Annotated in this window: 27 protein-coding genes and 2 pseudogenes; 15 read left to right on the forward strand and 14 right to left on the reverse strand. The window is 69.6% G+C overall.

Going from position 1 to position 22,719, the window contains the following annotated elements; genetic code table 11:
- The first annotated feature begins 3 nt into the window (after nucleotides 1–3).
- Nucleotides 4–531 (forward strand): helix-turn-helix domain-containing protein, encoded by a 528-nt coding sequence (locus AB0M56_RS40030; RefSeq protein ID WP_364186064.1) that lies wholly within the window; start codon nucleotides 4–6, stop codon nucleotides 529–531.
- A 38-nt stretch (nucleotides 532–569) separates the two neighbouring features.
- Here AB0M56_RS40030 and AB0M56_RS40035 read toward each other — a convergent pair whose 3' ends face one another.
- The 5 genes from AB0M56_RS40035 to AB0M56_RS40055 are packed head-to-tail and all read right to left on the reverse strand — an operon-like array spanning nucleotide 570 to nucleotide 3,600.
- Complete coding sequence (locus AB0M56_RS40035) at nucleotides 570–1,178, reverse strand: CGNR zinc finger domain-containing protein (protein ID WP_364186066.1); 609 nt, start codon at nucleotides 1,176–1,178, stop codon at nucleotides 570–572.
- Nucleotides 1,168–2,100: an alpha/beta hydrolase gene (locus AB0M56_RS40040; RefSeq protein ID WP_364186068.1), complete on the reverse strand. Its 933-nt coding sequence runs from the start codon at nucleotides 2,098–2,100 to the stop codon at nucleotides 1,168–1,170. Before AB0M56_RS40040 ends, AB0M56_RS40035 begins: the two co-directional genes overlap by 11 nt.
- Nucleotides 2,101–2,132: 32 nt before the next feature.
- Nucleotides 2,133–3,041 carry an NmrA family NAD(P)-binding protein gene (locus tag AB0M56_RS40045; protein ID WP_364186070.1) on the reverse strand — a complete coding sequence of 303 codons (909 nt, stop codon included), beginning with the start codon at nucleotides 3,039–3,041 and terminating at the stop codon, nucleotides 2,133–2,135.
- A gap of 26 nt (nucleotides 3,042–3,067) precedes the next feature.
- Entirely contained in the window at nucleotides 3,068–3,250 is a 183-nt protein-coding gene (locus AB0M56_RS40050; RefSeq protein WP_364186071.1) for a hypothetical protein, read from the reverse strand.
- A gap of 35 nt (nucleotides 3,251–3,285) precedes the next feature.
- Nucleotides 3,286–3,600, reverse strand: coding sequence for a putative quinol monooxygenase (locus tag AB0M56_RS40055; protein WP_364186073.1), 315 nt, complete (start codon nucleotides 3,598–3,600; stop codon nucleotides 3,286–3,288).
- Nucleotides 3,601–3,736: 136 nt separating this feature from the next.
- Between AB0M56_RS40055 and AB0M56_RS40060 the strand changes: the two genes are divergently transcribed.
- The gene (locus tag AB0M56_RS40060; RefSeq protein WP_364186075.1) at nucleotides 3,737–4,264 is read left to right on the forward strand and encodes a helix-turn-helix domain-containing protein; all 528 of its coding nucleotides are present in this window, start codon (nucleotides 3,737–3,739) and stop codon (nucleotides 4,262–4,264) included.
- Nucleotides 4,265–4,283: 19 nt separating this feature from the next.
- Here AB0M56_RS40060 and AB0M56_RS40065 read toward each other — a convergent pair whose 3' ends face one another.
- Together AB0M56_RS40065 and AB0M56_RS40070 are read right to left on the reverse strand one after the other, a co-directional pair.
- Nucleotides 4,284–4,442 (reverse strand): hypothetical protein, encoded by a 159-nt coding sequence (locus AB0M56_RS40065; RefSeq protein WP_364186077.1) that lies wholly within the window; start codon nucleotides 4,440–4,442, stop codon nucleotides 4,284–4,286.
- Between the two features lie 30 nt (nucleotides 4,443–4,472).
- Entirely contained in the window at nucleotides 4,473–4,676 is a 204-nt protein-coding gene (locus tag AB0M56_RS40070; RefSeq protein WP_364186169.1) for an SDR family NAD(P)-dependent oxidoreductase, read from the reverse strand.
- 42 nt (nucleotides 4,677–4,718) lie between these two features.
- On the opposite strand from AB0M56_RS40070, the gene AB0M56_RS40075 reads away from it, so the two are divergent.
- The 4 genes from AB0M56_RS40075 to AB0M56_RS40090 are packed head-to-tail and all read left to right on the forward strand — an operon-like array spanning nucleotide 4,719 to nucleotide 6,252.
- The gene (locus AB0M56_RS40075; RefSeq protein WP_364186175.1) at nucleotides 4,719–5,018 is read left to right on the forward strand and encodes a hypothetical protein; all 300 of its coding nucleotides are present in this window, start codon (nucleotides 4,719–4,721) and stop codon (nucleotides 5,016–5,018) included.
- On the forward strand, nucleotides 5,015–5,299 hold the full coding sequence (locus AB0M56_RS40080) for a hypothetical protein (protein WP_364186078.1): 285 nt from the start codon (nucleotides 5,015–5,017) through the stop codon (nucleotides 5,297–5,299). Before AB0M56_RS40075 ends, AB0M56_RS40080 begins: the two co-directional genes overlap by 4 nt.
- Complete coding sequence (locus AB0M56_RS40085) at nucleotides 5,230–5,739, forward strand: hypothetical protein (RefSeq protein ID WP_364186080.1); 510 nt, start codon at nucleotides 5,230–5,232, stop codon at nucleotides 5,737–5,739. Before AB0M56_RS40080 ends, AB0M56_RS40085 begins: the two co-directional genes overlap by 70 nt.
- A gap of 36 nt (nucleotides 5,740–5,775) precedes the next feature.
- Nucleotides 5,776–6,252, forward strand: a complete 477-nt coding sequence (locus AB0M56_RS40090) for a GNAT family N-acetyltransferase (RefSeq protein ID WP_364186170.1) — start codon at nucleotides 5,776–5,778, stop codon at nucleotides 6,250–6,252.
- 130 nt (nucleotides 6,253–6,382) lie between these two features.
- Here the strand turns inward: AB0M56_RS40090 and AB0M56_RS40095 are convergent, their stop codons facing one another.
- Both AB0M56_RS40095 and AB0M56_RS40100 read right to left on the reverse strand, forming a co-directional pair.
- On the reverse strand, nucleotides 6,383–6,856 hold the full coding sequence (locus AB0M56_RS40095; RefSeq protein WP_364186082.1) for a hypothetical protein: 474 nt from the start codon (nucleotides 6,854–6,856) through the stop codon (nucleotides 6,383–6,385).
- Nucleotides 6,857–6,858: 2 nt separating this feature from the next.
- A pseudogene (locus tag AB0M56_RS40100) lies at nucleotides 6,859–7,910 on the reverse strand (LLM class F420-dependent oxidoreductase).
- Nucleotides 7,911–8,099: 189 nt separating this feature from the next.
- Here AB0M56_RS40100 and AB0M56_RS40105 point away from each other — a divergent pair.
- Both AB0M56_RS40105 and AB0M56_RS40110 read left to right on the forward strand, forming a co-directional pair.
- The gene (locus AB0M56_RS40105) at nucleotides 8,100–9,305 is read left to right on the forward strand and encodes a beta-ketoacyl-[acyl-carrier-protein] synthase family protein (protein WP_364186084.1); all 1,206 of its coding nucleotides are present in this window, start codon (nucleotides 8,100–8,102) and stop codon (nucleotides 9,303–9,305) included.
- A gap of 89 nt (nucleotides 9,306–9,394) precedes the next feature.
- Nucleotides 9,395–9,655: a hypothetical protein gene (locus AB0M56_RS40110; RefSeq protein ID WP_364186085.1), complete on the forward strand. Its 261-nt coding sequence runs from the start codon at nucleotides 9,395–9,397 to the stop codon at nucleotides 9,653–9,655.
- On the opposite strand, the gene AB0M56_RS40115 is transcribed toward AB0M56_RS40110, so the two are convergent.
- Together AB0M56_RS40115 and AB0M56_RS40120 are read right to left on the reverse strand one after the other, a co-directional pair.
- Nucleotides 9,644–10,126, reverse strand: a complete 483-nt coding sequence (locus AB0M56_RS40115) for an NAD(P)H-binding protein (protein ID WP_364186087.1) — start codon at nucleotides 10,124–10,126, stop codon at nucleotides 9,644–9,646. The genes AB0M56_RS40110 and AB0M56_RS40115 overlap by 12 nt on opposite strands.
- A 156-nt stretch (nucleotides 10,127–10,282) precedes the next feature.
- Nucleotides 10,283–10,396: pseudogene (locus tag AB0M56_RS40120) on the reverse strand (GMC oxidoreductase); the annotation flags it as partial.
- 312 nt (nucleotides 10,397–10,708) lie between these two features.
- Between AB0M56_RS40120 and AB0M56_RS40125 the strand changes: the two are divergent.
- Both AB0M56_RS40125 and AB0M56_RS40130 read left to right on the forward strand, forming a co-directional pair.
- Nucleotides 10,709–11,068 carry a hypothetical protein gene (locus tag AB0M56_RS40125; RefSeq protein WP_364186089.1) on the forward strand — a complete coding sequence of 120 codons (360 nt, stop codon included), beginning with the start codon at nucleotides 10,709–10,711 and terminating at the stop codon, nucleotides 11,066–11,068.
- Nucleotides 11,069–11,638: 570 nt separating this feature from the next.
- Nucleotides 11,639–12,571: a hypothetical protein gene (locus AB0M56_RS40130; RefSeq protein ID WP_364186091.1), complete on the forward strand. Its 933-nt coding sequence runs from the start codon at nucleotides 11,639–11,641 to the stop codon at nucleotides 12,569–12,571.
- 374 nt (nucleotides 12,572–12,945) lie between these two features.
- On the opposite strand, the gene AB0M56_RS40135 is transcribed toward AB0M56_RS40130, so the two are convergent.
- Nucleotides 12,946–13,293 (reverse strand): alpha/beta fold hydrolase, encoded by a 348-nt coding sequence (locus AB0M56_RS40135; RefSeq protein WP_364186093.1) that lies wholly within the window; start codon nucleotides 13,291–13,293, stop codon nucleotides 12,946–12,948.
- Between the two features lie 586 nt (nucleotides 13,294–13,879).
- Between AB0M56_RS40135 and AB0M56_RS40140 the strand changes: the two genes are divergently transcribed.
- A complete protein-coding gene (locus tag AB0M56_RS40140; RefSeq protein WP_364186094.1) occupies nucleotides 13,880–14,698 on the forward strand; it encodes an alpha/beta hydrolase in 819 nt (272 codons plus the stop codon).
- A 138-nt stretch (nucleotides 14,699–14,836) separates the two neighbouring features.
- Nucleotides 14,837–15,712, forward strand: coding sequence for an alpha/beta hydrolase (locus tag AB0M56_RS40145; RefSeq protein WP_364186096.1), 876 nt, complete (start codon nucleotides 14,837–14,839; stop codon nucleotides 15,710–15,712).
- Between the two features lie 232 nt (nucleotides 15,713–15,944).
- On the opposite strand, the gene AB0M56_RS40150 is transcribed toward AB0M56_RS40145, so the two are convergent.
- Nucleotides 15,945–16,847, reverse strand: coding sequence for an AraC family transcriptional regulator (locus AB0M56_RS40150; protein WP_364186098.1), 903 nt, complete (start codon nucleotides 16,845–16,847; stop codon nucleotides 15,945–15,947).
- Between the two features lie 189 nt (nucleotides 16,848–17,036).
- Between AB0M56_RS40150 and AB0M56_RS40155 the strand changes: the two genes are divergently transcribed.
- Complete coding sequence (locus tag AB0M56_RS40155) at nucleotides 17,037–17,504, forward strand: MarR family transcriptional regulator (RefSeq protein ID WP_364186100.1); 468 nt, start codon at nucleotides 17,037–17,039, stop codon at nucleotides 17,502–17,504.
- A gap of 203 nt (nucleotides 17,505–17,707) precedes the next feature.
- Nucleotides 17,708–20,494: a LuxR family transcriptional regulator gene (locus AB0M56_RS40160; RefSeq protein ID WP_364186102.1), complete on the forward strand. Its 2,787-nt coding sequence runs from the start codon at nucleotides 17,708–17,710 to the stop codon at nucleotides 20,492–20,494.
- Between the two features lie 63 nt (nucleotides 20,495–20,557).
- Here the strand turns inward: AB0M56_RS40160 and AB0M56_RS40165 are convergent, their stop codons facing one another.
- A complete protein-coding gene (locus AB0M56_RS40165; protein WP_364186104.1) occupies nucleotides 20,558–21,448 on the reverse strand; it encodes an SDR family NAD(P)-dependent oxidoreductase in 891 nt (296 codons plus the stop codon).
- A gap of 519 nt (nucleotides 21,449–21,967) precedes the next feature.
- On the opposite strand from AB0M56_RS40165, the gene AB0M56_RS40170 reads away from it, so the two are divergent.
- On the forward strand, nucleotides 21,968–22,717 hold the full coding sequence (locus AB0M56_RS40170) for an alpha/beta hydrolase (protein WP_364186106.1): 750 nt from the start codon (nucleotides 21,968–21,970) through the stop codon (nucleotides 22,715–22,717).
- The last annotated feature ends 2 nt before the right edge of the window (nucleotides 22,718–22,719 follow it).

Genomic DNA, 22,719 nt, shown 5'->3' on the forward strand with positions numbered 1-22,719 from the left:
GTCATGGCACACACACAGGAGTCCGAGGCGGACCGTCCCGTGGTGACGCGCGTCGGCCGGTTCGTCGACCGCGATGCGTGGACTGCCGAAGGCTGGTGCAAGATCGAGCGCGCGCTGGAGCTCGTCGGCACCCGGTCGGCGATGATCCTGCTGCGCGAGGCGTTCTACGGTGGCCGGCGCTTCGACGAGCTCGCCCGGCGCACCGGCCTGAGCGACGCGGTCGCGGCGAAGCGGCTCAAGCAGCTCGTCGACGACGGCCTGCTGCGCCGGCAGCCCTACCGCGAGCCCGGGTTGCGCACCCGCCACGAGTACGTGCTGACCGAGCAGGGCCGTTCGTTGTTCCCCGTGGTGGTCGCGATGATGAACTGGGGCGCCACTTTGGCGGGTCCGACCGGCGGCGTCGAGCTGGTGCACGCCGGCTGCGGCGAATCGCTCCTCGCCGCCGTGCGCTGCGCGGCCGGCCACGACGTCACCATGGAGGAAACCGAGGCGCAGATCTCCCGCGGCGCCAAGCGGGCGCGGCGAGCGTAGCTTTCCCCGGCTGTCGAGTGTGGACTGTTGCGGTGCGCTCATGACACCACCCGCCGACGCCGGGCGCGGGAAGCCCGCAGGGTGGCGATGTTGCCGCAGACCTTGACGTCGTGCCAGACGCGGCTGTTGTTGCGTGACCGGTCGTAGAACGCGATCGGGCACGCGGCGCCGCGGCAGGTCTTCAGGCGCCGCCACTCGTCCAGCCGGCCGGCGCGGTGGATCTCGAGCAGCACCGCACCGTCGACGAGCTGCCACCCGCTCCCGGCCGGTTCGAGGTCCAGCCGGCCGTCGGTGGTGGTGCCCGCGGTGAGCGTCAGCCCGGACAACGCGGGCGGCACCGGCTCGTCCTCGGTCCGCACGAGGGCCGTGAGTTGTTCCCGGAGCTGCCGAAGCTCGTCGACATCCGCGGTCCTGAGCCGAACCCGGCGTCGGCGATGTCCTTCGGCTTCAGCCCATTCCGCGATCGCCGCGGCCGCCCACCGCTGCGCCGAGCCCACTGTGGACAGCAGATCGACGAACCCTTTCCGCGGGCTCGGCCGGGTGTTGAGCAGGTCCTGGACGAGCGCCGGCCCGGTCGGCGCGGCGGCGATGCCGAACCGCTCGCCGGCCGGCCAAGCCGTGGCGGCCCCTCGCCGCTCAGAAGACACGACGAAACGCACCGATCACGTCGGCCGTCATCCGCTGCGAGACATCGGCCTCGGCCACGAACGTGGACCCGTGGAACGTGCCCGGGTACAGGTGCAGCTCCGCGGGCACGCCGGCCTGGGCCAGGCGGCGCGCATACTCCAGGGCTTCATCGCGTAGCGGATCGAACTGGCCAGCGGTGACGTAGGCCGGCGGCAAGCCCGTCAGGTCCGTCGCACGCGCGGGCGCCGCATACGGCGACACGTCCGGTCCACCGGCCCGGTCCCCCAGGTAGAAAGCCCAGCTCTGCTCGGCATTCCGCCGATGCCAGACCGGAGTGTCCACATAGGTCCGCATCGAGTCGGTCAGCAGCCGGTCGTCCAGCTCCGGGATCCCGAGCACCTGGAACGCCAGCGCCGGCCCGCCCCGATCCCGCGCGAGCAACGCGACCGCGGCGGCCAGACCACCGCCGGCGCTCTGCCCGGACACCGCGATCCGCACCGGGTCGTCCCCGAGCTCGCCGACGGACTCCGCCAGCCACACCAAAGCCGCGTAACAGTCGTCGAGCGCGGCGGGATACGGGTGCTCGGGCGCGAGCCGGTAGCCGACGGACACGACCACCGCGCCCACCGACCGGGCGAGCGCGGCGGCACCGCCGTGTTCCGTGTCCAGGCCACCGGTGACGAACCCGCCGGAATGGAGCTGCAGGATCGCCGGCACCAGCCCGTTCTGCTGCTCCGGCCGGTAGACGCGCACCGGCACCGCGGGCGCGAGCGGGCGGCCCGGCACCTCCCGGTCCTCGACGGTCAGCCCGTCCAGCGACGGCTCCGGCCGCTGCGCCAGCAACGAACGCTCAACCGCGCGCGCCTTCCCGGGGTCACCGACGTCGATGTCCGGGATCAGGGGCAACCAGGGCGCGAGCTCCGGATCCACCGCGTAGGACAACGGACTCTCCTCGATCGGTCAGGCCGCCCGCGTCACGGTGCGGGAACGAAACGCGGCCCGCTGGTCGCGAAGTCGGCGCGGTTCTCGCGGACGAAGTCCGCCACCGAGAGCGGCGGGCGGCCGGCGATCTTCTCGACGACGTCGTTCGTGCCGGAGAACACGCCGTTGCGGTAGTCGATCGCGACGTTCGAGAGGTGCTGCACGAGGTGCGCGTCCGCGCCCTTCTCGAGCCCCGACGCGGAGAACTCCTCGACGCTGATCGGTTCGTAGTGCACCGGGTGGCCGAGTTCCGTCGCGATGGCCTTGGCGATGTCGTGGTGGTTCATCTCGACCGGACCGTGCAACGAGTACGCCGCGCGGTTGTGCGGCTCGGGCTGCAGGAGCAGAGCGGCGATCACGCGCGACTGGTCGGCCGCGGCGATCGGCGCGTGCCGGCCCTCGCCGAACGGCAGGCGCAAGTAACCCTCGCCGTCGCGCTTCTCCCACCACAGCTTGAGCCACTCGGCGAAGAACGTCGGCCGGATGTGCGTGGTGAGCAGATCGGTCCGGTCCAGCAGGCGCTCGCACAGCCAGTGCTGCCGGGCGGCGTTACTGCCGGCCTCGCGCCGGGCCGAGATCTGCGACATGTTCACCACCGAGCGCACCCCGGCCTCGGTCGCCGCCTGGGCGAAGATCACCGTCGACTCCACCAGGCCCGGCAGGATCGGGTGACAGAAGTACGCGCCAGTGACCCCCTGCAGCGCGGTGGTCATCCCGTCGAGGTCGTGCAGGTCGGCCACGACCACCTCGGCACCGGCCTTCGCCAGTGCGTGGGAGCGGTCGTCCTCGCCGTGCACCATCGCCCGGACGCGGTGGCCGCCTTCGAGCAGCAGCTTGAGCGCGCCGCCCCCGGTCTTGCCGGTCGCGCCGGTCACCAGGAACAGCCTGTCGTCGTGGGACACTGCAGCACCTTTCGAAATGCCGGAGCTCATCGGGACAGACCGCGGACGAAGTGCGCGATCGCGGAGCCGATCAGGTCCGGGCTGAACTCTTGCACGAAGTGGATGCCGGGCACCGTGAGCTCGGTCTGGTTGGGCCAGGTCCGGCAGAACTCCCGCTGGCGGGAGCTCAGGATCGCGCCGGGTTCGGCGTTCACGAACAGCTTGGGCACGTCCGAGGGGCCTTCCGCCGGTCTTGCGAGCAGACTCAGACGGCGGCCCTGTCGTCGACGTCATCGACCAGGTTGCCCTTCATCAGCCACACGGGACCTTCGGCATACGTGCTCGCCTCGGCGAAGAACGCGCCGAAGTACGGGCCCTGTGCGTGGGTGTTGAACGCGTCGACGTCGGCGTAGACCTCGTTGAGGTAGAAGACGTCCGGGTTCTCCTCGTCCGCGATGACCTCGAATCGGATCGAGCCGGGCTCGTTGGCCAGGGAGTCGACGCCGGTTTTGCAGGCCACGCGCACGAAGTCGTCGCGGCGGTCCGGCTGCACGGTGAAGGAAACGAGGAACTGGTACATCACTGGTCCTCCTGGGAATCCGACAAACACTGACAGAGGCTGAGCAACAGAGGCAACCGAAGTTCAGTCAATGAACTGCGGCCGACCGTAGCACAACTCCAGTTCAGTGAGCGAACCAGCGGAGTAGACTGCCCGTATGTCCCTTCCCAGCACTTACGCGGATCGCAACTGCTCCCTGGCGCGGGCACTGGAGATCGTCGGCGAACGGTGGACCTTGCTCATCGTGCGTGACGCGTTCTACGGCGTGCGCCGCTTCGGGGACTTCGCCACCCAGCTCGGCATCCCCCGCGCCGTACTGACGGCCCGGCTTAAGCTCCTCGTCCGCGAAGGCGTGCTCACGCGCAACGACAGTGCGGGCACCGTCGAGTACGTGCTCACCGACAAGGGCGTCGCGCTCTGGCCGATCGTCCGCTCGCTCATCAACTGGGGAGACGACTTCTACTCGCCGGCCGGGGTGAAGCGCGCGCTGCGCCACGACGTGGACGGCGCGCTGCTCGACCAGGAGGGCCGGTGCGAGAAGTGCGGCGAGCTCGTCGCGGCCGGCGACACCCGCATCGAGCCCGGCCCCGGCTTCAAGCCCACCGAGGCCGAGCTCGACCCGGTGTCCGCCGCGCTCAACGTCCCGCGGCGGCTCCTCGAGCCGATCTCGGCGTCGCGCGGCTGACTACCCGTTGATGGGCTGACTACCAGTCGAGGGGCACTGCCAGGAAGGGCTTGTCCTCCGGCGCCACCTTGCGCGCCTCCAGCACCTGCTTCGCGGGCGCGCCGGCCGGGACGCGCAGCGGCGGTTCGGGCTGCTCGATCGTGTCGGCGACCGTCGCGGCCACCGCCTCCGGCGTCACGACCTCACCGCGCAGGACCGGGAGTTCCTGCTACAGCGCCGAATAGCGATCGTCGTCCCTCAGGTGCACCTTGGCCCGTTCGCCGCCGCCCGAGGAGACCGCACCGGGCTGCACGAGGTTCACCTGGATGCCGAAGTGGCCGGTCTCGATCGCGAGGGTCTCGGCCAGCGCCCCCAGCGCCCACTGGGTCGCGCCGTACGGGCCGATCATCGGCAACACCATCCGGCCCTGGATGCTGGAGACGAAACGAACACCAGCCGGCCCGAACCGCGCTGCATGCTGGACCTGCGGCTGTTCAAGAGCCCGTCGTTCGCGGCGGTCATGGGCGTCGCGACCACCACGATGTTCGGCTTCGTCGGGATCTCGCTGGTGAGCGTGCTGTACCTCGAACGCGTGCAGCACCTGGGCGCGCTGGCCACCGGCGTGCGGATGCTGGTCATGTTCGGGACCTACATCGTGGTCAGCGCCGTGGCGGCCCGGCTGGTGCGGCGCATCGGCGTCGTCATCATGCTCACCGGCGGGCTGGTGATCATGGGTGCCGGGGCGCTGCTTCTGCTGGCGACGGGGCCGACGTGATCGCCACCGCCCGCCGTCCGGAGACGCTCGCCGACCTGCCCGTCGACCAGCGGCTGCGGCTCGACGTGACCGACCAGGAAAGCGTCGACGCGGCCATCCGCGAGGCCGGCGAGAGCGACGTCGTGGTCAGCAACGCCGGGGAAAGTGTCCGCGCGCCGCTGGAGAGCGTGCCGCTCGACGAGGGCTGTTCGAGCTCAACACCCTCGGCGCGTTGCGGGTGGTGCAGGGCGCCCTGCCGGCCATGCGCCCGGGGTTCGGGCAGGTGTGGCCCGGCCTGCTGATCGTCGGTATCGGTTCCGGTTTGCTGGTGGCGCCCTCGACCGCGGCCGCGGTCAACAGCGTGCCCGCGCAGCAGGCGGGCATGGCCAGCGCCGCGGTGAACATGTTCCGGCAGCTGGGCAGCGTGCTCGGCCCGAGTGTGCTGGGCACGATCGTCACGACCGAGTTCCCGAAGAAGCTGTCCGAACGTCTCCTCGACGCCCGGGTACCCGCCGGGGTGACACGCCAGATCGTGGACGGCGCGAGTCACGGCGGCAGCACCGCCGGAGTTCCGGCTTCCCTGAAGACCACGGTCGCGAGCTCCGCGGCCTCCGCGTTCACCGATGCCGTCCACTCGGGACTGCTCGTCGGCGGCATCGTCCTCGTGGTTTCGGCCGTGCCGACCGTGGCCTTCGTGCGGCACGCGGCCGCCCGCCGTCGCGCGGAAGGAGTACCGGCATGACCGGTTCGTTCGCCGTCCTGGACTTTCCCGCCTGGCATTCGCTGTGGGGGCCACGGCCGGCTCGTCGCGATGGCCGGACGCCGGTTCGGCCCACCGGGCTGGGCTGAGGTGAGCGCCGTCTGCACGCACCCTGGCCATCGGGGCCAGGGACTTTCCCGCCGGCTGGTGTCCGAGGTGATGGCCGGGATCCGCCGCGACGGCAACCGGCCGTTCCTGCACGTGATGCACGAGAACAAGATCGCCGCGCGGATCTACGAGCAGATGGGTTTCGTCCGGCGCGCCGATCTTCTGCTCACACCGGCAGTTCGCGGTTCCGGGACCGTCGGACAGTTCTCGTGCTTTCCGGTATCGGCCCGATATGGCACCGTTCGCCGCGGTCGACGACGTCGACGATCCGGAATCCTGGAACGCACTCGAATCCCGGACCCTTTTCGCGGGCCACCGTCGACCTCGGCGGCTACCTCGGGATCAGACGCGGCCGGTCGCCCGTCCGCCGGAGTTCCCGAGCAATAGGACACGAAGGCCTGAAGATCACATTGGGGGATGGCAAAAACTTTTCCACGCCGTAGTAGGTTTTGTTTGCGACCGATGCCGGTGCGCCCAGAGCGCGCGCCGGCATCCTGCGGCTTCCCGGACGCGCGGGTCAGAGGTATCTGTCGTAGTCCGGCTGCTCGGCCCCAGAAGTAGCCGGGGCCGAGCTCTTCGCCGAGACGGGCCTTGATGCGCGAGTAGGGGCCCAGGTCTCGGGCGGCAGGTCGTCGAACGCCGCCTTGGCGCGGTTTCGCAGTGTGGTGAAGGGCTGGGTGCTGTTGAAGAAGCTCTTGACCGTGGTCAGGCGCCCGGTTTCGTCGGTGGTGGCGAGGAGGATCTGCCGGATGGGCTCGCCCTCGATCTCGCCGGCGAGCATCAGGCCCTCGGCGCGTTCGCCGGTGAAGCGCTCGGTGATCTCGGCGTTCCCGACACCGTTTGTCTCCGCGGCGAGCCGGGCCGCGGACTGCTCGCGGGACAGGCCCGGCCAGTCGGTGACCGCGCTGTCGAACACCGCGTCGGGTGCCGGCGGAAAGCAAGCCGCCGCCGTGAGACCCGATTCGACGAGGCTTGCGAGTGAGGCCGGCACAGTCAGCTCTTGTCCACCAGCGCGCGGAACTGTTCGACCACGTCGGCCCGCTCGTCCCGCGTCGCGCCGGCGGGGGTGATGGTGAGAGTGGTGACTCCGGCTTCCTGATAGGCGGCGATGCGCTCGCGGACGTGGCTTTCGGGGCCGATCAACGAGATCGAGCGGAGCAGTTCTTCCGGGACCGCCGCTTCCGCTTCCTGCTTCTTGCCGGCCAGGTAGAGGTCCTGGATCTTCTCCGCTTCGGCCTCGAAGCCGTAGCGGCGCACGAGGTCGTTGTAGAAGTTGCGGCCCTTCGCGCCCATGCCGCCGATGTACAACGCGAGCGACGGGCGCATCGCGTCCAGCATCGGCCGGGGGTCGTCGGTGATGCGGAAGACCGCCTGGGCCTCGATCTGCAGTGGGGGCAGGTCGTCGGCGCGCTTCCCGGCGCCGTCGGCCAGCGACCGGCCCCAGACGTCCTTCGCCTTCTCCGGCAGGAAGAAGAACGGCTGCCAGATGTCCGCGAGCTCCGCGGTCATGGCGACGTTCTTGGGTCCGATCGACGCGATCAGGATCGGGATCCGGCCGCGCACCGGTGTGTTGATCAGTTTGAGCGGCTTGCCGAGGCCGGTGCCTCGTCCTCCGGCAGCGGGATGCGGTAGTGCTTGCCCTGGTGGACGACGCGTTCGCGCCGCCAGACCTGGCGGCAGATCTCGACGACCTCGCGGGTCCGCCCGAGCGGCGCGGTGTACGGCACGCCGTGGAACCCTTCGATCACCTACGGTCCCGAAGCGCCGAGGCCGAGGATGAACCGGCCTTCGCTCACGTGGTCCAGGCCTGCCGCGGTCATCGCGATCAGGGACGGCTTGCGCGTGTAGATCGGCAGGATCGCCGAGCCGATCCGGATGGTGCTCGTGAGCGCGGCGAGCGCACCGAGCTGGCTCACCGCGTCGAACGTGTACACCTCGGCCACGTAGGCGATGTCCGCGCCGGCGCGTTCGTACGCGACGACGTCGTCGGCCAGGTCGCGGAAGCTGCCTTTCGCGCTGTACTCGTTGTAGATGCCGACAAGCACGGTCTCGCCTGCTTTCCTGCTCCGGTGAAGTTGCTGCGTGCCCTCAGGGTTGCGCAAGGCAACTCACTCGTCAACCGCCGGTGTGACTTGGGTTCGATCGATGCGGCACCGGCGCGGTCGTCCCGTAGACTACACCTGACTGCGCAAAGGCCTAGCCAGAGTTTGGCCCGTTTTCGAAGGAGCACGTGCATGAAGCCAGCCCTCAACCGGCGCGTCGCAGTGACCGGGATCGGTGTCGTGTCGCCGGCCGGCATCGGCGTGAAGGAGTTCTGGGACGGGCTGGCGCGTCCGGCCGCCGCGGCGAACGTGCGGCGGCTCAGCGGCTTCGACCCGCGGCGCTGGATGTCGCACAAGGTGGCGCGCACGGCGGACCTCGCGACGCAGATGGCAGTCGCGGCCGCCGACGAGGCGCTGGCGGACGCGGGGCTGCTGACCGGCGAGATCGAGCCGGCGGTGACGGTGCTCGACGCCGAACGCGCCGCCGTCTCGCTCGGCACGGGCATCGGTGGCGTGTCCACTCTGGAGTCGCAGGCCGGGGTCCTGGCCGCGCAGGGCGAGCGCAGGGTGTCGCCGCACACCGTGCCCATGACGATGCCGAACGCGGGCGCCGCCGCGCTCAGCATCCGCTACGGCTTCCAGGGCAGCGCGTCGGTGATCACCACGGCCTGCGCGGCCGGCACCGACGCGATCGCCGCGGGCGCCAGGCTCATTGCTTCGGGGGCCGCCGACCTCGTGCTCGCGGGCGGCAGCGACTCGAGCCTCACGCCCGTGTGCGTGGCCGGGTTCACCAACATGCGCGCGCTGAGCCGCAGCGGGATCTCGCGTCCGTTCGATGTGGACAGAGACGGCCTCGCCGCGTCGGAAGCCGCCGGTATCCTCGTGCTCGAGCCGCTGGAACTCGCGTTGGAGCGCGGCGCGAGCATCTACCTGGCCATCGACGGCACCGCCTCGACCGCCGACGCCTACCACGTCACCGCACCCGCCCCGAACGGCGCCGGCGCCGAGCGCTGCATGCGCATGGCGATCGAGGACGCCGGTTACACACCGCAGGACATCACTCACATCAATGCCCATGGCACCTCGACGGCCCTCAACGACGCCGCCGAGGCCCACGCCATCCGCCGCGTCTTCGGTGCCTCCCGGCCGCTGGTGACCAGCATCAAGGGCGCCACCGGCCACTCGTTCGGCTCGGCCGGTGCGGTGGAGGCCGTCGCTGTGGCGCTGACGATGGCGCACGGGCTGATCCCGCCGACGCTCGGACTGTCCACACAGGACCCGGCGCTCGACATCGACGTGCCCCGCGAACCCACGCCGTGGACTCCGGGACCCGTGCTCTCCAACAGCTTCGGCTTCGGCGGGCACAACGGCAGCCTGGTGTTCTCGCCGGTCGCCTGACTAGTGCCCGGCTTCGGGCCGACGGAACCGCCAGGACGCGCGCGGACGTGCTCTGCCGGACGTCGCCGTCCTGGTTCTCCGTCTTGTACTTGTACGACATCAGCACGGTGGCCCGCGAGGGCCGCGACCGCGAGAAGGTGAGCTTGTCGATCTGCCCCTCGACGCGCAGCGCATCACCCGCGCGGGCCGCCGACGGCCACGCCAGGTCGATGGCTGCGCCGACGATGCCCGTGGCGAGCGGCAGGGCGGAGGTCACCAGCAGGCGCATGGTGATCGCCGCGGTGTGCCAGCCGCTCGCGCCGAGCCCGTCGAAGAACGTGTCCCGCGCGCCGTCGGCGTCAAGGTGGTAGAGCTGCGGGTCGAACGTCGTCCTCGTGGAACACCGCGGCCATGCGCAGGATCGTCATGTCCAGTCCGGCCCACCGCAGCACTTCCTCCGACAGCCACTGGCCCCGGCCAAGGTGGCTCGGATGCGTGCGCGTCGACGGGCCCATCGACATCACTACGGTGCGCGGGTTTCCGCCCGTTTCGCGCACCGCCTCCGCGTAGTTCGCCGCCGCCTGGACGATTCCCGCGTCGACCGGGTAGGTGAGGTACGCCTGCGCCACGCCGTCCAGCGCCGGCACCAGGGTCCGGTAGTCGTTCAGATCGCCGACCACGACCTCGGCCCCGAGCGCGGCCACCCGCTCGGCCCGCTCGTCGTGCCGGCGGACCAAGGCCCGCACCGGAATCCCGCTCTCCAGCAACCGCCGCACGACGTGCGCGCCGGTGCCCCCCGTGCCGCCGGTCGCGCCCGTGACCAAGACCGCGTCCGAACTCATCCCTGCTCACCGTTCCGGTTTCCCCTACTGTGGGGGACCTTCACCACCGTCCCAGAGTAAGTTGGAAAGGACAATCCATTGTGGCACTGGGGATACTGTGGCACTGAGGGTATTGCGGCGACGGGGATGCGGCGTCCGTCCGATGAGGACACCGCCCTAGCCCCTGATCAGATTTGCCGCCTTCTCGCCGATCATGATCGACGGCGCGCTCGTGTTGGCCGACGGCACCACCGGCATGATCGACGCGTCGGCCACCCTCAGCCCGGCCACCCTTGAAAAAGATCGCCACCTCGCCGGCACTGGTCAGAGACCGGACGAGATCAACTTCTTGTTCATCCACACATTTCGCCAGCGACATCGCCCTCGGTTCGGCCGTGTCGAGACCGAGGGTTCCGCCGGCGGCCTCGTGAGCGGCTGATTGGCGGGCGGGGGAGGAGATGGACCACACCGACCCCGAGCGCACGGCAGACTGGCTGCACCGGCTGATCGAGGGCACCCTGGTGATGGGAACGATCCAGGACGACCGGCATCGCGCGTTGCGCGCGACTTGGCCGGCCTCGTCGTCGGGTGAGGAGGGGCGTCATGGCGGTAATCGAGGATGTTCGTGCCCTGGGCTCGGGGCTCGAGCGCTCCTATCCGGTCTACGTGCGCGGCCGGTTGAAGTTCCGGGTCAAGCAGATCGTCTATGTCGCATTCTCCCTCGACGAGACGGTGATGGGGTTCGCGTTCCCGAAGGAGGAGCGCGCCGCGCTCGTCGCCGGCGAGCCGGAGAAGTTCCGGCTGCCGTCGGAGTCGGACATGCGGTTCAACTGGGTCCACGCCGAGCTCGCTGCGCTGGACCCGGCCGAGGCCCGCGAGTTCGTCGTGGACGCGTGGCGGATGGTGGTCCCCCAGAAGGTCTCCCGGGCCTACGACCTCTCCCATCCCGATGGTCCGGGATGACGGCGCCCGCCCCGTGGTTGACGATGAGTTCGACGGGCCGGCCGGGCCGATCAGAAGGAGCCACCGCGGAAGGGCGCCTGCCTATGCAGCTGACGACCCTCACGAGCGCCTCGCTCGACGGAGCGGCCTCGGCTACGGCCTGGCGTGCGTCGAGCTGCGCGAAGGCTTCGAGCAGCTTCACCCGATTCGACGCCCCGTGCATGATCTGGCGGCGCCGGGCCTGGCGGCATCGAGGGACCGCTGAATAGCGTCGCCGGCGACCTCGCGACTGCGCAGCCTGCTGCCCAACCTTCACCATTACCGGCCCCGTCGCCCGGCGTCCGAAGCTGGTCATGATCAACGACCCCGGACCGGCTACCCGTCCGATCCCTGCCGATGAGAGCGCTGTGCGGTACGAGTGGCGGCACACAGGCCAGGTCACTCTCGACGCTGACAAACACTTGGCGCCTGCCGCGCCCTGTCCTGGATCATCACCCCCTCCTGGCGGGCCCGGCTCTCGACACCGACCTGCGCGGTGATCACCGCGCTACGGTGTCGCCGTCGGCCCCGCGCCATCGGTTGGGCCGGTCGGTGCTGGACGGAACGAACTCGGAGGTCGCGGTGCGGCTGGTGTCGGTGAACGCGTTCAACCTCTACGACGGCGACACCCCGGCCGCGGAGGAACGGTTCGCGCGCCTGGAGGCACTCGTGCGCGGGCTCGACGCGGACGTGCTCGCGGTGCAGGAGATCGTCGCCCGCGAACCCGGCCCCCGCGACCCCGACAAGCGAGACCTCGCGACGACGCGGCTGCGACGACTGGCCAAGGCCGTGGGCCGTCAGTGGAAACACCGCGGCGAGCCGATGCTCGCGCTGCGCGGCGACATCCACCACACCGCGCTGCTCTGGCGCGACGGGATCACCCCGGTGCCCGGCACCATCGGCCGCTTCGAGCGCGCCGACGCCGGGATGTGGCACTCGATGGTCACCTGCGTCTTCGACCTCGGCGGCCCACGGCTGCGCGTCGGGTCGGTGCAGCTGTCCCGGTTCGACCAGGCCTGGGGATGGTCGGACGCCGTGCAGATCCTGCGCGCCATGCACTGCGACGACGTACCCGGGTTCATCGGCGGGGGCTTCAACGGCGTCGGCGCCACCACGGTCCCGACCCCCAAGGGCGACAGCCACTTCTACGACCACGACCCCTACCTGCACCAGCCCTGGCACCCCGACCACGCCTACCAGTTCGACGAGCACGGACACCTCGACCGCCGCGTCGCGATCCGGCTCGAGCACCTGGGCCGGATGCGCGACTGCGCCCGGATCACCGGCGCCCCTTGGGCCGCCACCACCGGCTTTCACCCGAGTGATCACCACCCGCCCCGGCGCATCGACCGCTGGTACGCCACCCACCACGCGCCCGACGCCGCCGTGCGCAGCGTCCACGTCGTCGACCACGCCGCGGTCGGCCAGTGCACCGACCACGCGCCCGTCATCCTCGACCTGGACCACACCGCCATTCCACGGTAGGGCCCGGCCATCGGCTCAGGTGACCACCCCGGTCGCTGGCCGGAAAAGGATCTGATCTGAATCGTCGAGTTCGACGAACTCTTTCAGGACTGCATTTCTGTGATTCTGACGGGCAGTGTCGATCGCGTCGAGGATCAAGTGCCGATCGTTGGGGCGGAGATACAGGTAGTGCCCGGCGTCAGGCAGGACGTCGACCTCAGCATGGGGGAGGAGTCTCCTGAGGTTCGCCGCCGCGGCGGGGTCGTGGACGATGCTGCGACCGCCGAACAGCTCTAGGACGGGTACCTGGATCGCGGGGAGGGCGTCCTTGCGTGGGCAGGTTTGGAACGGGACCCGGGCGCGGTAGGCGCGGATCCCGGCGAGGATGACTTGTGTCAGCTCGACGACCGTCGTGGGGTTTTGGGGAACGCCGTGTCCGCCTGAGCGATGAAGAGCCGCTGCACCCCAACCTTTCCCCTGCCGACGCTGTCCAGTTGCGCCACCAGAAGGTCGGCGGCGGCGTCCAGCCCGACGCCCGAGACTGGCGGCGGCCCCGTGGCGTAGGCGACCGGGTCGAACGGACGTCGGCCGGCGGACGCCGGAGACGTCGCGTGCAGACCGTGCGCCGCCATGTCGACCGCGACCGCGGTGCGGCCCCGCCCTACCAGCTCGGCGATCACCTCCGTCCAAGCCCACGCTCCGTGGTAGAAACCGTGGAGCAGGACGACCGGCTCGTTCGGCATGAATCCTCACCCCGACCCAGGGGGTTACCCGGGCATTCCGCCGGACGGTAGCGGATTCGCGACCGTCGCGGTCACTGTCATACGACTGCCGCCGCGGCTCCTGTCCAAGGCTCACTGTCCACTCGCGACCCATGCTGATTCCTACGGTCCGGGTACGCCGTTGGGCGAGCCGCTCAGTCTCTGCTTCGTTTTCCGGCACCTCGTCGCGGCGCCGTGGTGGGTCGGCGTTCTGACCTGTCCGGTTCAAGTCAACTGACTGTGCGGACGGCCGCGGCTCATATCGATCGCAGCCGGCCGCGAAGACCGGCAGCTGCGGAACGGGACACGGCGCGTGAGCCGGGTTGCGCGCGCGTGCATCGTCACTCGCGGCCGACCTGCGCAAACACCGAAACCTGTCGAACGACTGTCCGAGGCGGCGCAACGGCGCCGACTCCCTGTGGCCATCCGACGGAAGCGGGCGAGCAGAGCGGGACTGGATCCTGAGAACCGGCCCGATGCGTGCTCGGCCCGCATCGAGGCGGCTTTCGAGGAGCGCCGGTCAGGCCTGCTCCAGTGAAGACAGCGTCCTATTCAAGGGAAGATTCGCATGAATGATGTCTCTGCCAACGAGGCCGACACGATTGTGCTCGTTCACGGTCTCTGGGTGAATCCACGCAGCTGGGAGGGGTGGAAACACCATTACGAGGCTCGGGGATACCGGGTGCTCACCCCGGCCTGGCCGGGTCTCGACCGCGAGGTGGAGGAGCTTCGGCGTGACCCCGCGGGTATCGCGGGAGTCGGCCTTCGCGAGGTGGTCGACCACTACCAGAGCATCATCCGCGCGCTGGATCGACCGCCGATCATCATGGGCCACTCGTTCGGCGGCACTGTCGTGCAGCTCCTGCTCGATCGCGGGCTCGGCAGCGTCGGCGTCGCGATCGACTCGGCCGCCGTCAAGGGCGTCCTGCCGCTGCCGCTGTCGACCCTCAAGTCGACCTGGCCGGTCCTGGGAAACCCGGCCAACAAGAACAAAGCGGTCTCGCTGACGCCGGAGCAGTTCCACTACGCCGTGACCAACACGCTCACCGAGAGCCAGTCCGCCGCGCGCTACGAGCGGTACGCCGTGCCCGGCTCGGCCCGGGTGCTGTTCCAGGGGGCGTTCGCCAACTTCAACCCCCGCGCCGTGACCCGGGTCGATTTCCGCAAGCGCCAGGCCCCGCTGCTGTTCATCGCGGGGGAGGCCGACCACATCGTGCCGCCCAAGGTCAACAAGGCCAACTGGCGTCTCCACCGCAAGTCCGCGGCCGTCACTGATTACCGTGAATTCCCCGGACGCTCGCACTTCATCATCGGCCAGGACGGCTGGCAGGAAGTCGCCGACTACGCGCTGAACTGGGCCGAGGAGCACGCCGCCGCCCGCGTGTGACTGTCGGCGCCCACGCCCGCCCCGGGCACCACGCCGGCACCGGGCTCACGGGTCGCCCCCGGCCCCACCACCACAAACCCCCGCACGGCGGACACGTCTGCGGACAGCAATGACAATTGTTTCGAACAAGGAGAAACCGTGCGTAACCGTCGTGTTTTCCGCTCCGCCGTCCTCGGCGTGACCGGGATCGCCCTCGCCGCCGGCCTGACCACGCTGGCGTCGGCCGCACCGTCCCCCCAGACCGCGCCCGTCGCGCTCGCGCACCCGGCCAAGGCTCCGAAGCCCACGATCGTCCTCGTCAACGGAGCCTGGTCGGACGCGGCCGCCTGGGGCAGCGTGGTCAAGCCCCTGCAGGCCGCCGGCTACCCGGTCGTCGCCCCGCCGACGGCCCTGCGCAGCGTTTCCGGCGATTCCGCCTACCTGGCGGCCTACCTCAAGACCATCCAGGGCCCCATCGTCCTGGTCGGACAGTCCTACGGCGGATTCGTCATCACCAACGCCGCCACGCACAACCCCAACGTCAAGGCCCTGGTCTACATCTCGGCCTTCGAGCCGGCCGAGAACGACACCGTCTTTGACCTGACCAAGCAATTCCCGGGCAGCCAGATCACCAGCGATCCCAACGCGCAGGTTCCCACGGCCCTCAGCCCCGTCCCCTACGCCGACACTGAGGGCAAACCCCAGGCCGATCTGTACGCCAAGCCGGACCAGTACCGGGACCTGTTCCTGAGCAACCGCGTCTCCGTGGCCACCGCCGCGGAACTCGCCGCCACGCAGAGCCCCATCAACTCGGCGGCCCTGAGCGACCAGTCCGGCGAGCCGGCCTGGAAAACCATCCCCTCGTGGGCCCTCGTCTCCGACGCCGACCACGTGATCCCGCCGGCAGCCGAGCGCTTCATGGCCACTCGCGCTCACTCCCACATCGTCGAGGCGAACACCCCCCACGCAGCACAAGTGACCAACCCGGGGATCGTCATCGACCTCATCGAACGGGCCGCCGCGGCCACCCGGTGACGTGAACCGGACGACACCGCAGGCCAACTCAGCGGTGTCGTCCGGCGCCGGCCGATCATCGTGTCCGGACTGTAAGACGAGCGGTGTGACTCCCTCTCATGGAGGTGCACTCGATGACCGAGATGGTGTCTGGCCTGGAAAGAGCTGAGGAATGGTGCGATCACTGTCCAAATCGGCTAAAACGAGCACCATCCACATCGAATCCGGAACGGCGAGGTCGCGAACCGGCCGATCATTCCGGCGTTCGTTCGGAGGAACCAGAACCGGCCCCACCGCGCCACGCCCGTGGCGAACTGCCGTAGGCACGGGAAAAGGCCCGGCTGAAGGCGGCTTCGGAGGTGTAGCCCACGCGGGCCGCGATCCGGCCGACCGGGTCGGCCGTGCCGCGCAGCAGGTGCGCCGCGTGGCCCAGGCGGCAGCGCAATACGTACGAACCGGGCGTTTCCCCGACCGACTCGGCAAACCGCGTCGCGAACGCCGAACGCGACAGCGACGTGAGCCGCGCCAGCTCGTCGACGGGCCAGTGGCGACCGGGGTCTCGGTGGATCGCGGTGAGGGCCGGTGCGAGCACCGGATCCAGGGCCGCCGTCAGCCAGCCGGCGCCCCGCGCATCGCCGGACGCGGCCCACGACCGCAGCGACCAGATGAAGAGCAGATCGAGCGCTCGCGACACCATCACGCGGGCGCCGGGTGCCTGGTGAACCACCTCGGACACGAGCAGCTCACTGATCGGCGCGAGCCACGCCGCGGATCCCGCGTCGCCGCGGATCACGATCGCCGGCGGCAGAACACCGAGCAGCGGTGCGGCGACCACCGTCTCGACGAGGAACTCCCCGGTCACCCAGCGGGCGTGCGGCGCCGCTCGGACGAGGTGGGCATCACCCCGCACGAGCAGCGCGAGGTCCCCTGCGCCCAGTTCCACGGTGGGTTCGCCCGCGACCTCGACGCTGAGCCCGCCCTCCTCGACCATGTGCAACAACCTGGCCCCCGCGGGGTGCTGTGCACGCGGGCTCGACCGGCGCCGCACATCGCCACCCTGCAGGTGAATCGCCTGCAGCACGTCCGAGAGCGCATCGTGCTCGCCGGCGGCCGGCGGCTGTGGAGAATCGGCAAAGTCTTCCGGATCTTGAGTCATGTTTTCGGCTCCGACCTCCTTCTAAGCTGCGACGGCGACGCGCCAGTGGTTCCGCACGAGCGGACCCAGGGCTCCCGACGGTGGAGGTTACCCCCAACATGTCTGCCACGCAGACCATATGAGATTGGATCATTTCAGCGGATTCAATCCGGTTTCGGATGATCTGGCCGTGGATGGTATGGTCGCGCGGTGTCTCCGAAGAACGAGCGCCGTGACGCGGTGCCGCCACCCGACGCCACCTCGGCGATCGGCGACCTGACCTGGCTGGCTCACCGCGCGGCGGCAGTGCTCGGCGACGCGTTCAACGAGGTCTCGCGGGATGCGGGGTTGGCGGATCTGCGCGACTGGCTCGTTCTCGAACTGATCAGCAACGGTCCGGAGCGGACGCAGTTGGAGATCGCCACGGAACTCGGTGTCGACAAGACCACGTTGGTGTCGATTCTCGACCGCATGGAGCTCGACGGGCTCGTCGTCCGCGAACGCTCGGCCCGTGACCGGCGTGTGCGCATTCCCAGGGCAACCGCGAAAGGCATCGAGGTGAAGGAACAGGTCGCCATCGCTCGCGATACGGCGGTCATGCGCCGCCTGTCCTCGATTCCCACCCGTGACCACGCGAAGTTTCACGCGATGCTGTGGAGCATCGTCCAAGATTATTGAACACCCGAACGCGGAACCACTGCTTTAACGCCACGTTTGCGCAACGGCTGACGTCAGCACTCCGCGCCGCAGGAGTGAAGGATCGCCTACGTTGACAGCCAGAGGTACACACCGGCGAATCGCTTGTGGACAGTCCGGCCCGCGAGGCCGGGCGCCGGGCCGGGAATTCTCGACGGGCCGCGCAAGCGGGGGAGCGTGACCCGGTGGGCGACAACGGCCTTTTCGAACACGGTGGTGTCGATTCCCTGGTGGGACGCGGCGTGGCGCTCGAGCGCATCCGCGGCTTCCTCGACGCCACGGATCGTGGTGGAGCGCTCCTGTTGTCGGGGGCGGCGGGGGTGGGCAAGACCGTACTGCTCAATGCTGTGGCGGAAGCGGCGGCCGCGAGTGGCTCGCGGGTCCTGCGTGCCGCCGGTGTCGAGTTCGAGGCCGACGTGAGCTATTCCGGACTCAACCAGGTCCTCTTCCCCTTCTACGAGGCGTTCGGGGAACTCGAGACGTCGCATGCCGATGCGCTGCAAGTCGCCCTGGGCTTCGGGAGCGGAGCACCGCCGGAACGGCTCGTCGTGTCGAACGCGACTCTCATGCTCCTGCGTCACGTGGCCAAGGCCGGCCCGCTGCTCCTGATCGTCGACGACCTGCCGTGGCTTGATCGGGCCAGCGCCGCCGTACTGGGCTTCGTCGCCCGCAGGCTCAACGGCACCCGCGTCACCTTCCTCGGCGCCATGCGCTCGGGAAGTGAGACCTTCTTCAACCGCGGTGGCCTGCCCGAGTACGAGGTGCCGCCGTTGGACGGAGAGTCCTCACAGCTCCTGCTCAACACTCGATTCCCGACGCTGGCCGCCCGAGTGCGTCAGCGACTGCTGTCGGTGGCCGAGGGAAACCCCCTGGCCCTGCTCGAGTTGCCCACGGCGCTGAGCGGGGAGCAGCGCGTGGCCCTGGAGAGCCTTCCGGCGGTACTCCCGCTCAGCCAACGGCTCCGGGCGCTGTTCGTCTCCCGGGTGTCCGTCCTCTCCCTCGCCGCACGGCGGCTGCTGCTGCTCGCGACGCTGGAGGGAACCGGCAATCTCGCGGTCCTGCAGGCATCGGCACGGCAGGCCGGCTACGAATCAGACCTCGAAGACCTCGCCTCGGCCGAGCAGGATCGGCTGGTGGCTTTCGACGACGGCACGCGCCGGCTCGTTTTCCGGCACCCCTTGATCCGCTCGGCAGTCGTGGATGCTTCCACGAGTGCCGAGCGCCGAGCGGCTCATCGAGCGTTGGCCCAGGTGCTGGTCAGCCACCCCGAGCGGCGGGCCTGGCACCTCGGCGAAGCTTCCGTCGAGCCGGATGAGCACGTGGCCGGCCTGTTGGAACAGGCGGCGCGTCGGATCGCAGGCCGCGGAGACGCCGTCGGAGCGGTCGCGGCGCTGGTCAGGGCAGCCGATCTGAGCCCCCACGCCTCGAATCGCGCTCGCCGGCTCGCCGAGGCCGCCTACATCGGCGCCGACGCGACCGGGCAACTCCGCAACGCCTCGGAACTGCTCGAAGGCGCCCGCTTGGCCGACCCGGAGCTGAAGGGGTCCCTCCACTTCGCGGCGGTGGCTGCCTTCTTGATCATCAACGGCGACGGGGACATCGACACCGCCCACCGACTGCTGGCCGGCGCCGTCGAGTCCGGCACGCACCGCTACGACGCCCAGGACGGCGCCCTCATCGACGCGCTCCACCTGCTGCTGCTCCTGTGCTCCTTCAGCGGCCGCGCGGAGCTGTGGGATCCTTTGTACGCGACGCTCCGACGCCTGCGACCGGAGCCGCCCGCCCTGCTGTCGGTGGTTGTCAAGGCCAGGTCCGACCCAGCCCGTTCCGGTGCCGCAGCACTGGAACAGCTGGAATCCGTTCTCAGCGACTTGCAGAAAGAGACCGACCCCGGCCGGATCGTTCGCGCCGGCACCGGCTCGCTCTACCTCGATCGCCTGGCGGATGTCCGCGAGCCGTCCTGGCGAGTCGTTCTCCAAGGGCGCGACGGCGGTCCGGCGCGCCCGCACATCGGCGCGCTGTTGCACCTGTGCCTGGACGATTACCTCACCGGCAGGTGGGACGAATGCCTGGAACTGGCGGATGAAGGAACCCAGGTGTGCCAGGACTCCGGGTACCACTTCTTCACTTTCTACTTCTGGTACTGCCGAGCCGTCGTCGCCGCGGCCCGCGGCGACGACGAAGCGGTCGACCGCCTGACCGACCAGATCATTCGCTGGGCCACACCCCGGGGAGTGGGGGCAGCAGTGCACTGCGCCCGGCACGTCCGCACAGTGGCCGAATCCGGCCGCGGTGACTTCGAAAGCGCCTACCAGAACGCGACGGCGATCAGCCCAGCCGGTACGTTCGCCTCCCACGTGCCGCATGCGTTGTGGGTGGCGCTGGACGTCGTCGAAGCCGCGGTACGGACCGATCGGCACAGCGCCGCCGCCGCTCACGTGCGGGCCATGCGGGAGGCCGACATCGCTGCGCTGTCCCCGCGGCTCAGCCTGCTTGCCGCCGGTTCGGCGGCGTTGTGCGCCACCGACGACACCGAGGCGGTGCGCCTGTTCGAGGAGGCGCTGGAGAGGCCGGGCGTCGAAAGGTGGCCGTTCGATCTGGCCCGGGTGCAGTTGGCGTATGGGGAACGGCTGCGACGCGCCCGGGCGAACGCCGACGCCCGAGAGCCGCTGCGTCTGGCGTACGACGCCTTCACGCTGCTCGGCGCCGTACCCTGGGCGGACCGTGCCGCCAAGGAACTCCGTGCCACCGGATGGGGCGCACCGAGAACCACGGCGAGCGGCGAAGTGCTCACGCCCCAGGAGCGGGAGATCGCGGATCTCGCGGCTTCCGGCTTGAGCAACAAACAGATCGCCGAGCGTCTGTACCTCTCGCACCGGACCATCGGCGCACACCTGTACCAGATCTTTCCGAAGCTCGGGATCACCTCCAGAGCTGCACTTCGCGACGCGCTGGCGGCTCTGGAGAAATGACACCGCCACAGTGATGAACGACGAGTCGGCGAACCCCTCGTCAACCGCGCCAGGTGGACCGACCTACCACACGGCGCCCTGGCCGGATGCGGCGCTGGGCCGGCCGGGAGCGATCCTCAGTGGACGGGTGCCTTTGGGGCTGCCGACGACAGCCGCGATGGCCTGGGCCGCGATGGCGACCTCCGCGCCCGTGAGCGCGTGCTCGGCCAGCTTCGAGTCCACCCGGTGGACCAGGCCGGGGTATCGGCCTTCATAGGCTTGAACCGTCTCGGCGTCGTCCGGATGGACTGTGCGAACGCGCGGGCCGGTCTCGGGGACCAGGAAACGAGGGACGACGATCGTGGTCTCGACCCCGAACTCGGTCAGCTCCCGGGCGTAACTCGCGGCGAGATGGTCGATCATCGTGACTGCTTCGGAGTGCAGCGCGAGGTAGGGAGCGCCCTCGGCATCGTGGTTCGCCGGCACCACCCACACCAGCAGGCCTTCCTGCCGCTCACGCATCTGCGGCAGCACGGAACGGTTGACGCGCTGCGTGGACAGCACATGCGCGTCGTAGATCTGCGCCAGCTGGTAAGGGGTGAAGGATTCGAGCGGCCCGCGGGGCACCGGGCCGATGGCGTGGACCACTGCGTCGATTCTTCCGGCTTCCGCCAAGATGTGACCGACCGCGGTCGAGACCGAGCGCTGGTCGGCCACGTCCAACGAGATGGGGCGCAGGCGCGCGCCGTGGCCGCTGGGCTCGGCGAGGCGGCCGGCTGGGTGGACGACAGCCGGGCTGATCCCCGCGTACGCGGTGTGGCCTGAACCGGCTAGCGCATTGGCGGTGGCGGCTCCGAGCTCACTGGAAGCCCCGGTAACAAGGACGATCTTTGACATGCTGCTCCTCGTCACCCTTCGGCAGATCATGGAAGCGGCGCGGCGACCGAGAACGGCGGGCGCAGGCCGGCTCACCATTCACCAGCCCCCGCTCGGCTGTCGCATCAGTGTCGGCAGGACGGAATCTCTTCGCATGAGTCGAATGACTGTCAGCGAGACTGTGCCTCATTGATCGGCCCTGCGCACGTGAAATGCGCAGGCAATGCCGATTGCACGGTGACGGATACGGGGATGTCCGTCGATCGCCGGCCCCGGTGGGCCCTCAATCGGTTCAGCGTACGCGAAGATCATCGTGAAATCTGAATTCGTCACCTCGTCCTGACTGCGCCGACCTGCGCATAAAGCGGTGGCACGGAGGAATGACTGCCTGGTGCGGAGTGTCGCGCTGCCCGGCGGTGGTCTTCCGACGGAAGCGGCTCCCCGCCGATCCACGAGAGGCTGTCGGACGGCGCCAGGAAGCGAATTCCCCTCGAAGAGCGCGGAGCCACCGCGCAAGAAAGGCAAGACATGGCAGCGAGTTTTGTGCAGGCACCCGGCGAGACGGTGGACGTCGGCGGAACGCCGTTCGCGTACCGCGAGTTGAGGCCGACCGCCGGCGTGCCGCTGGTGTTGCTGAACCACATCACCGCGGTGCTGGACGACTGGGACCCTGCCCTGGTCGACGGCTTGGCAGCTGAGCGACGCGTCATCGTGGTGGATCTCCGGGGCGTCGGCGCCTCCGGTGGCACCACCCCCGACAGCATCGAGGCGATGGCCGCCGACACCGTGGCCTTCCTGGAAGCTTTCGGGCTGGACACGGTCGATCTGCTGGGCTTTTCCCTGGGCGGCATGGTGGCCCAGTCGGTCGCCCAGCAGCGACCCGATCTGGTCCGTCGGATCGTTCTGGCCGGCACCTCGCCCGCCGGTGACGAAGGGCCTGCCGGTTGGGGCGCCGGGCTGCAAAGCGCCTTCGGACGGTCGGCCACTGAAGGCAAACACCCCAAGTACTTTCTCTTCTTCTCGCCGACGTCCCGCGGCGAGGCAGCCGCGAACGCGTTTCTCGCTCGCCTGGACGAGCGCACCGAGGACCGCGACACGCCCGTGACGGACGAGACGATCGGTGCCCAGTTGACCGCGGCCACGAAATGGGAGCAGGGCACCTCACCCGCCGGTCTGGCCGACGTGGACAAGCCCGTCCTGGTCGTCAACGGCGACAACGACATTCTGGTGCCGACGATGAGTTCGTTCAACCTCGCGCAGCTACTGCCCGACGCCACGTTGAGCATCTACCCCCACGCGGGTCACGGTGGGATTTTCCAGTACCACGAGCTGTTCGTCCAGCAGGTGCTGGAGTTCCTCGGCGAATGACA

Origin of the sequence: Amycolatopsis sp. NPDC051372 (assembly GCF_040682095.1) — a bacterium.
Lineage (GTDB): Bacteria > Actinomycetota > Actinomycetes > Mycobacteriales > Pseudonocardiaceae > Amycolatopsis.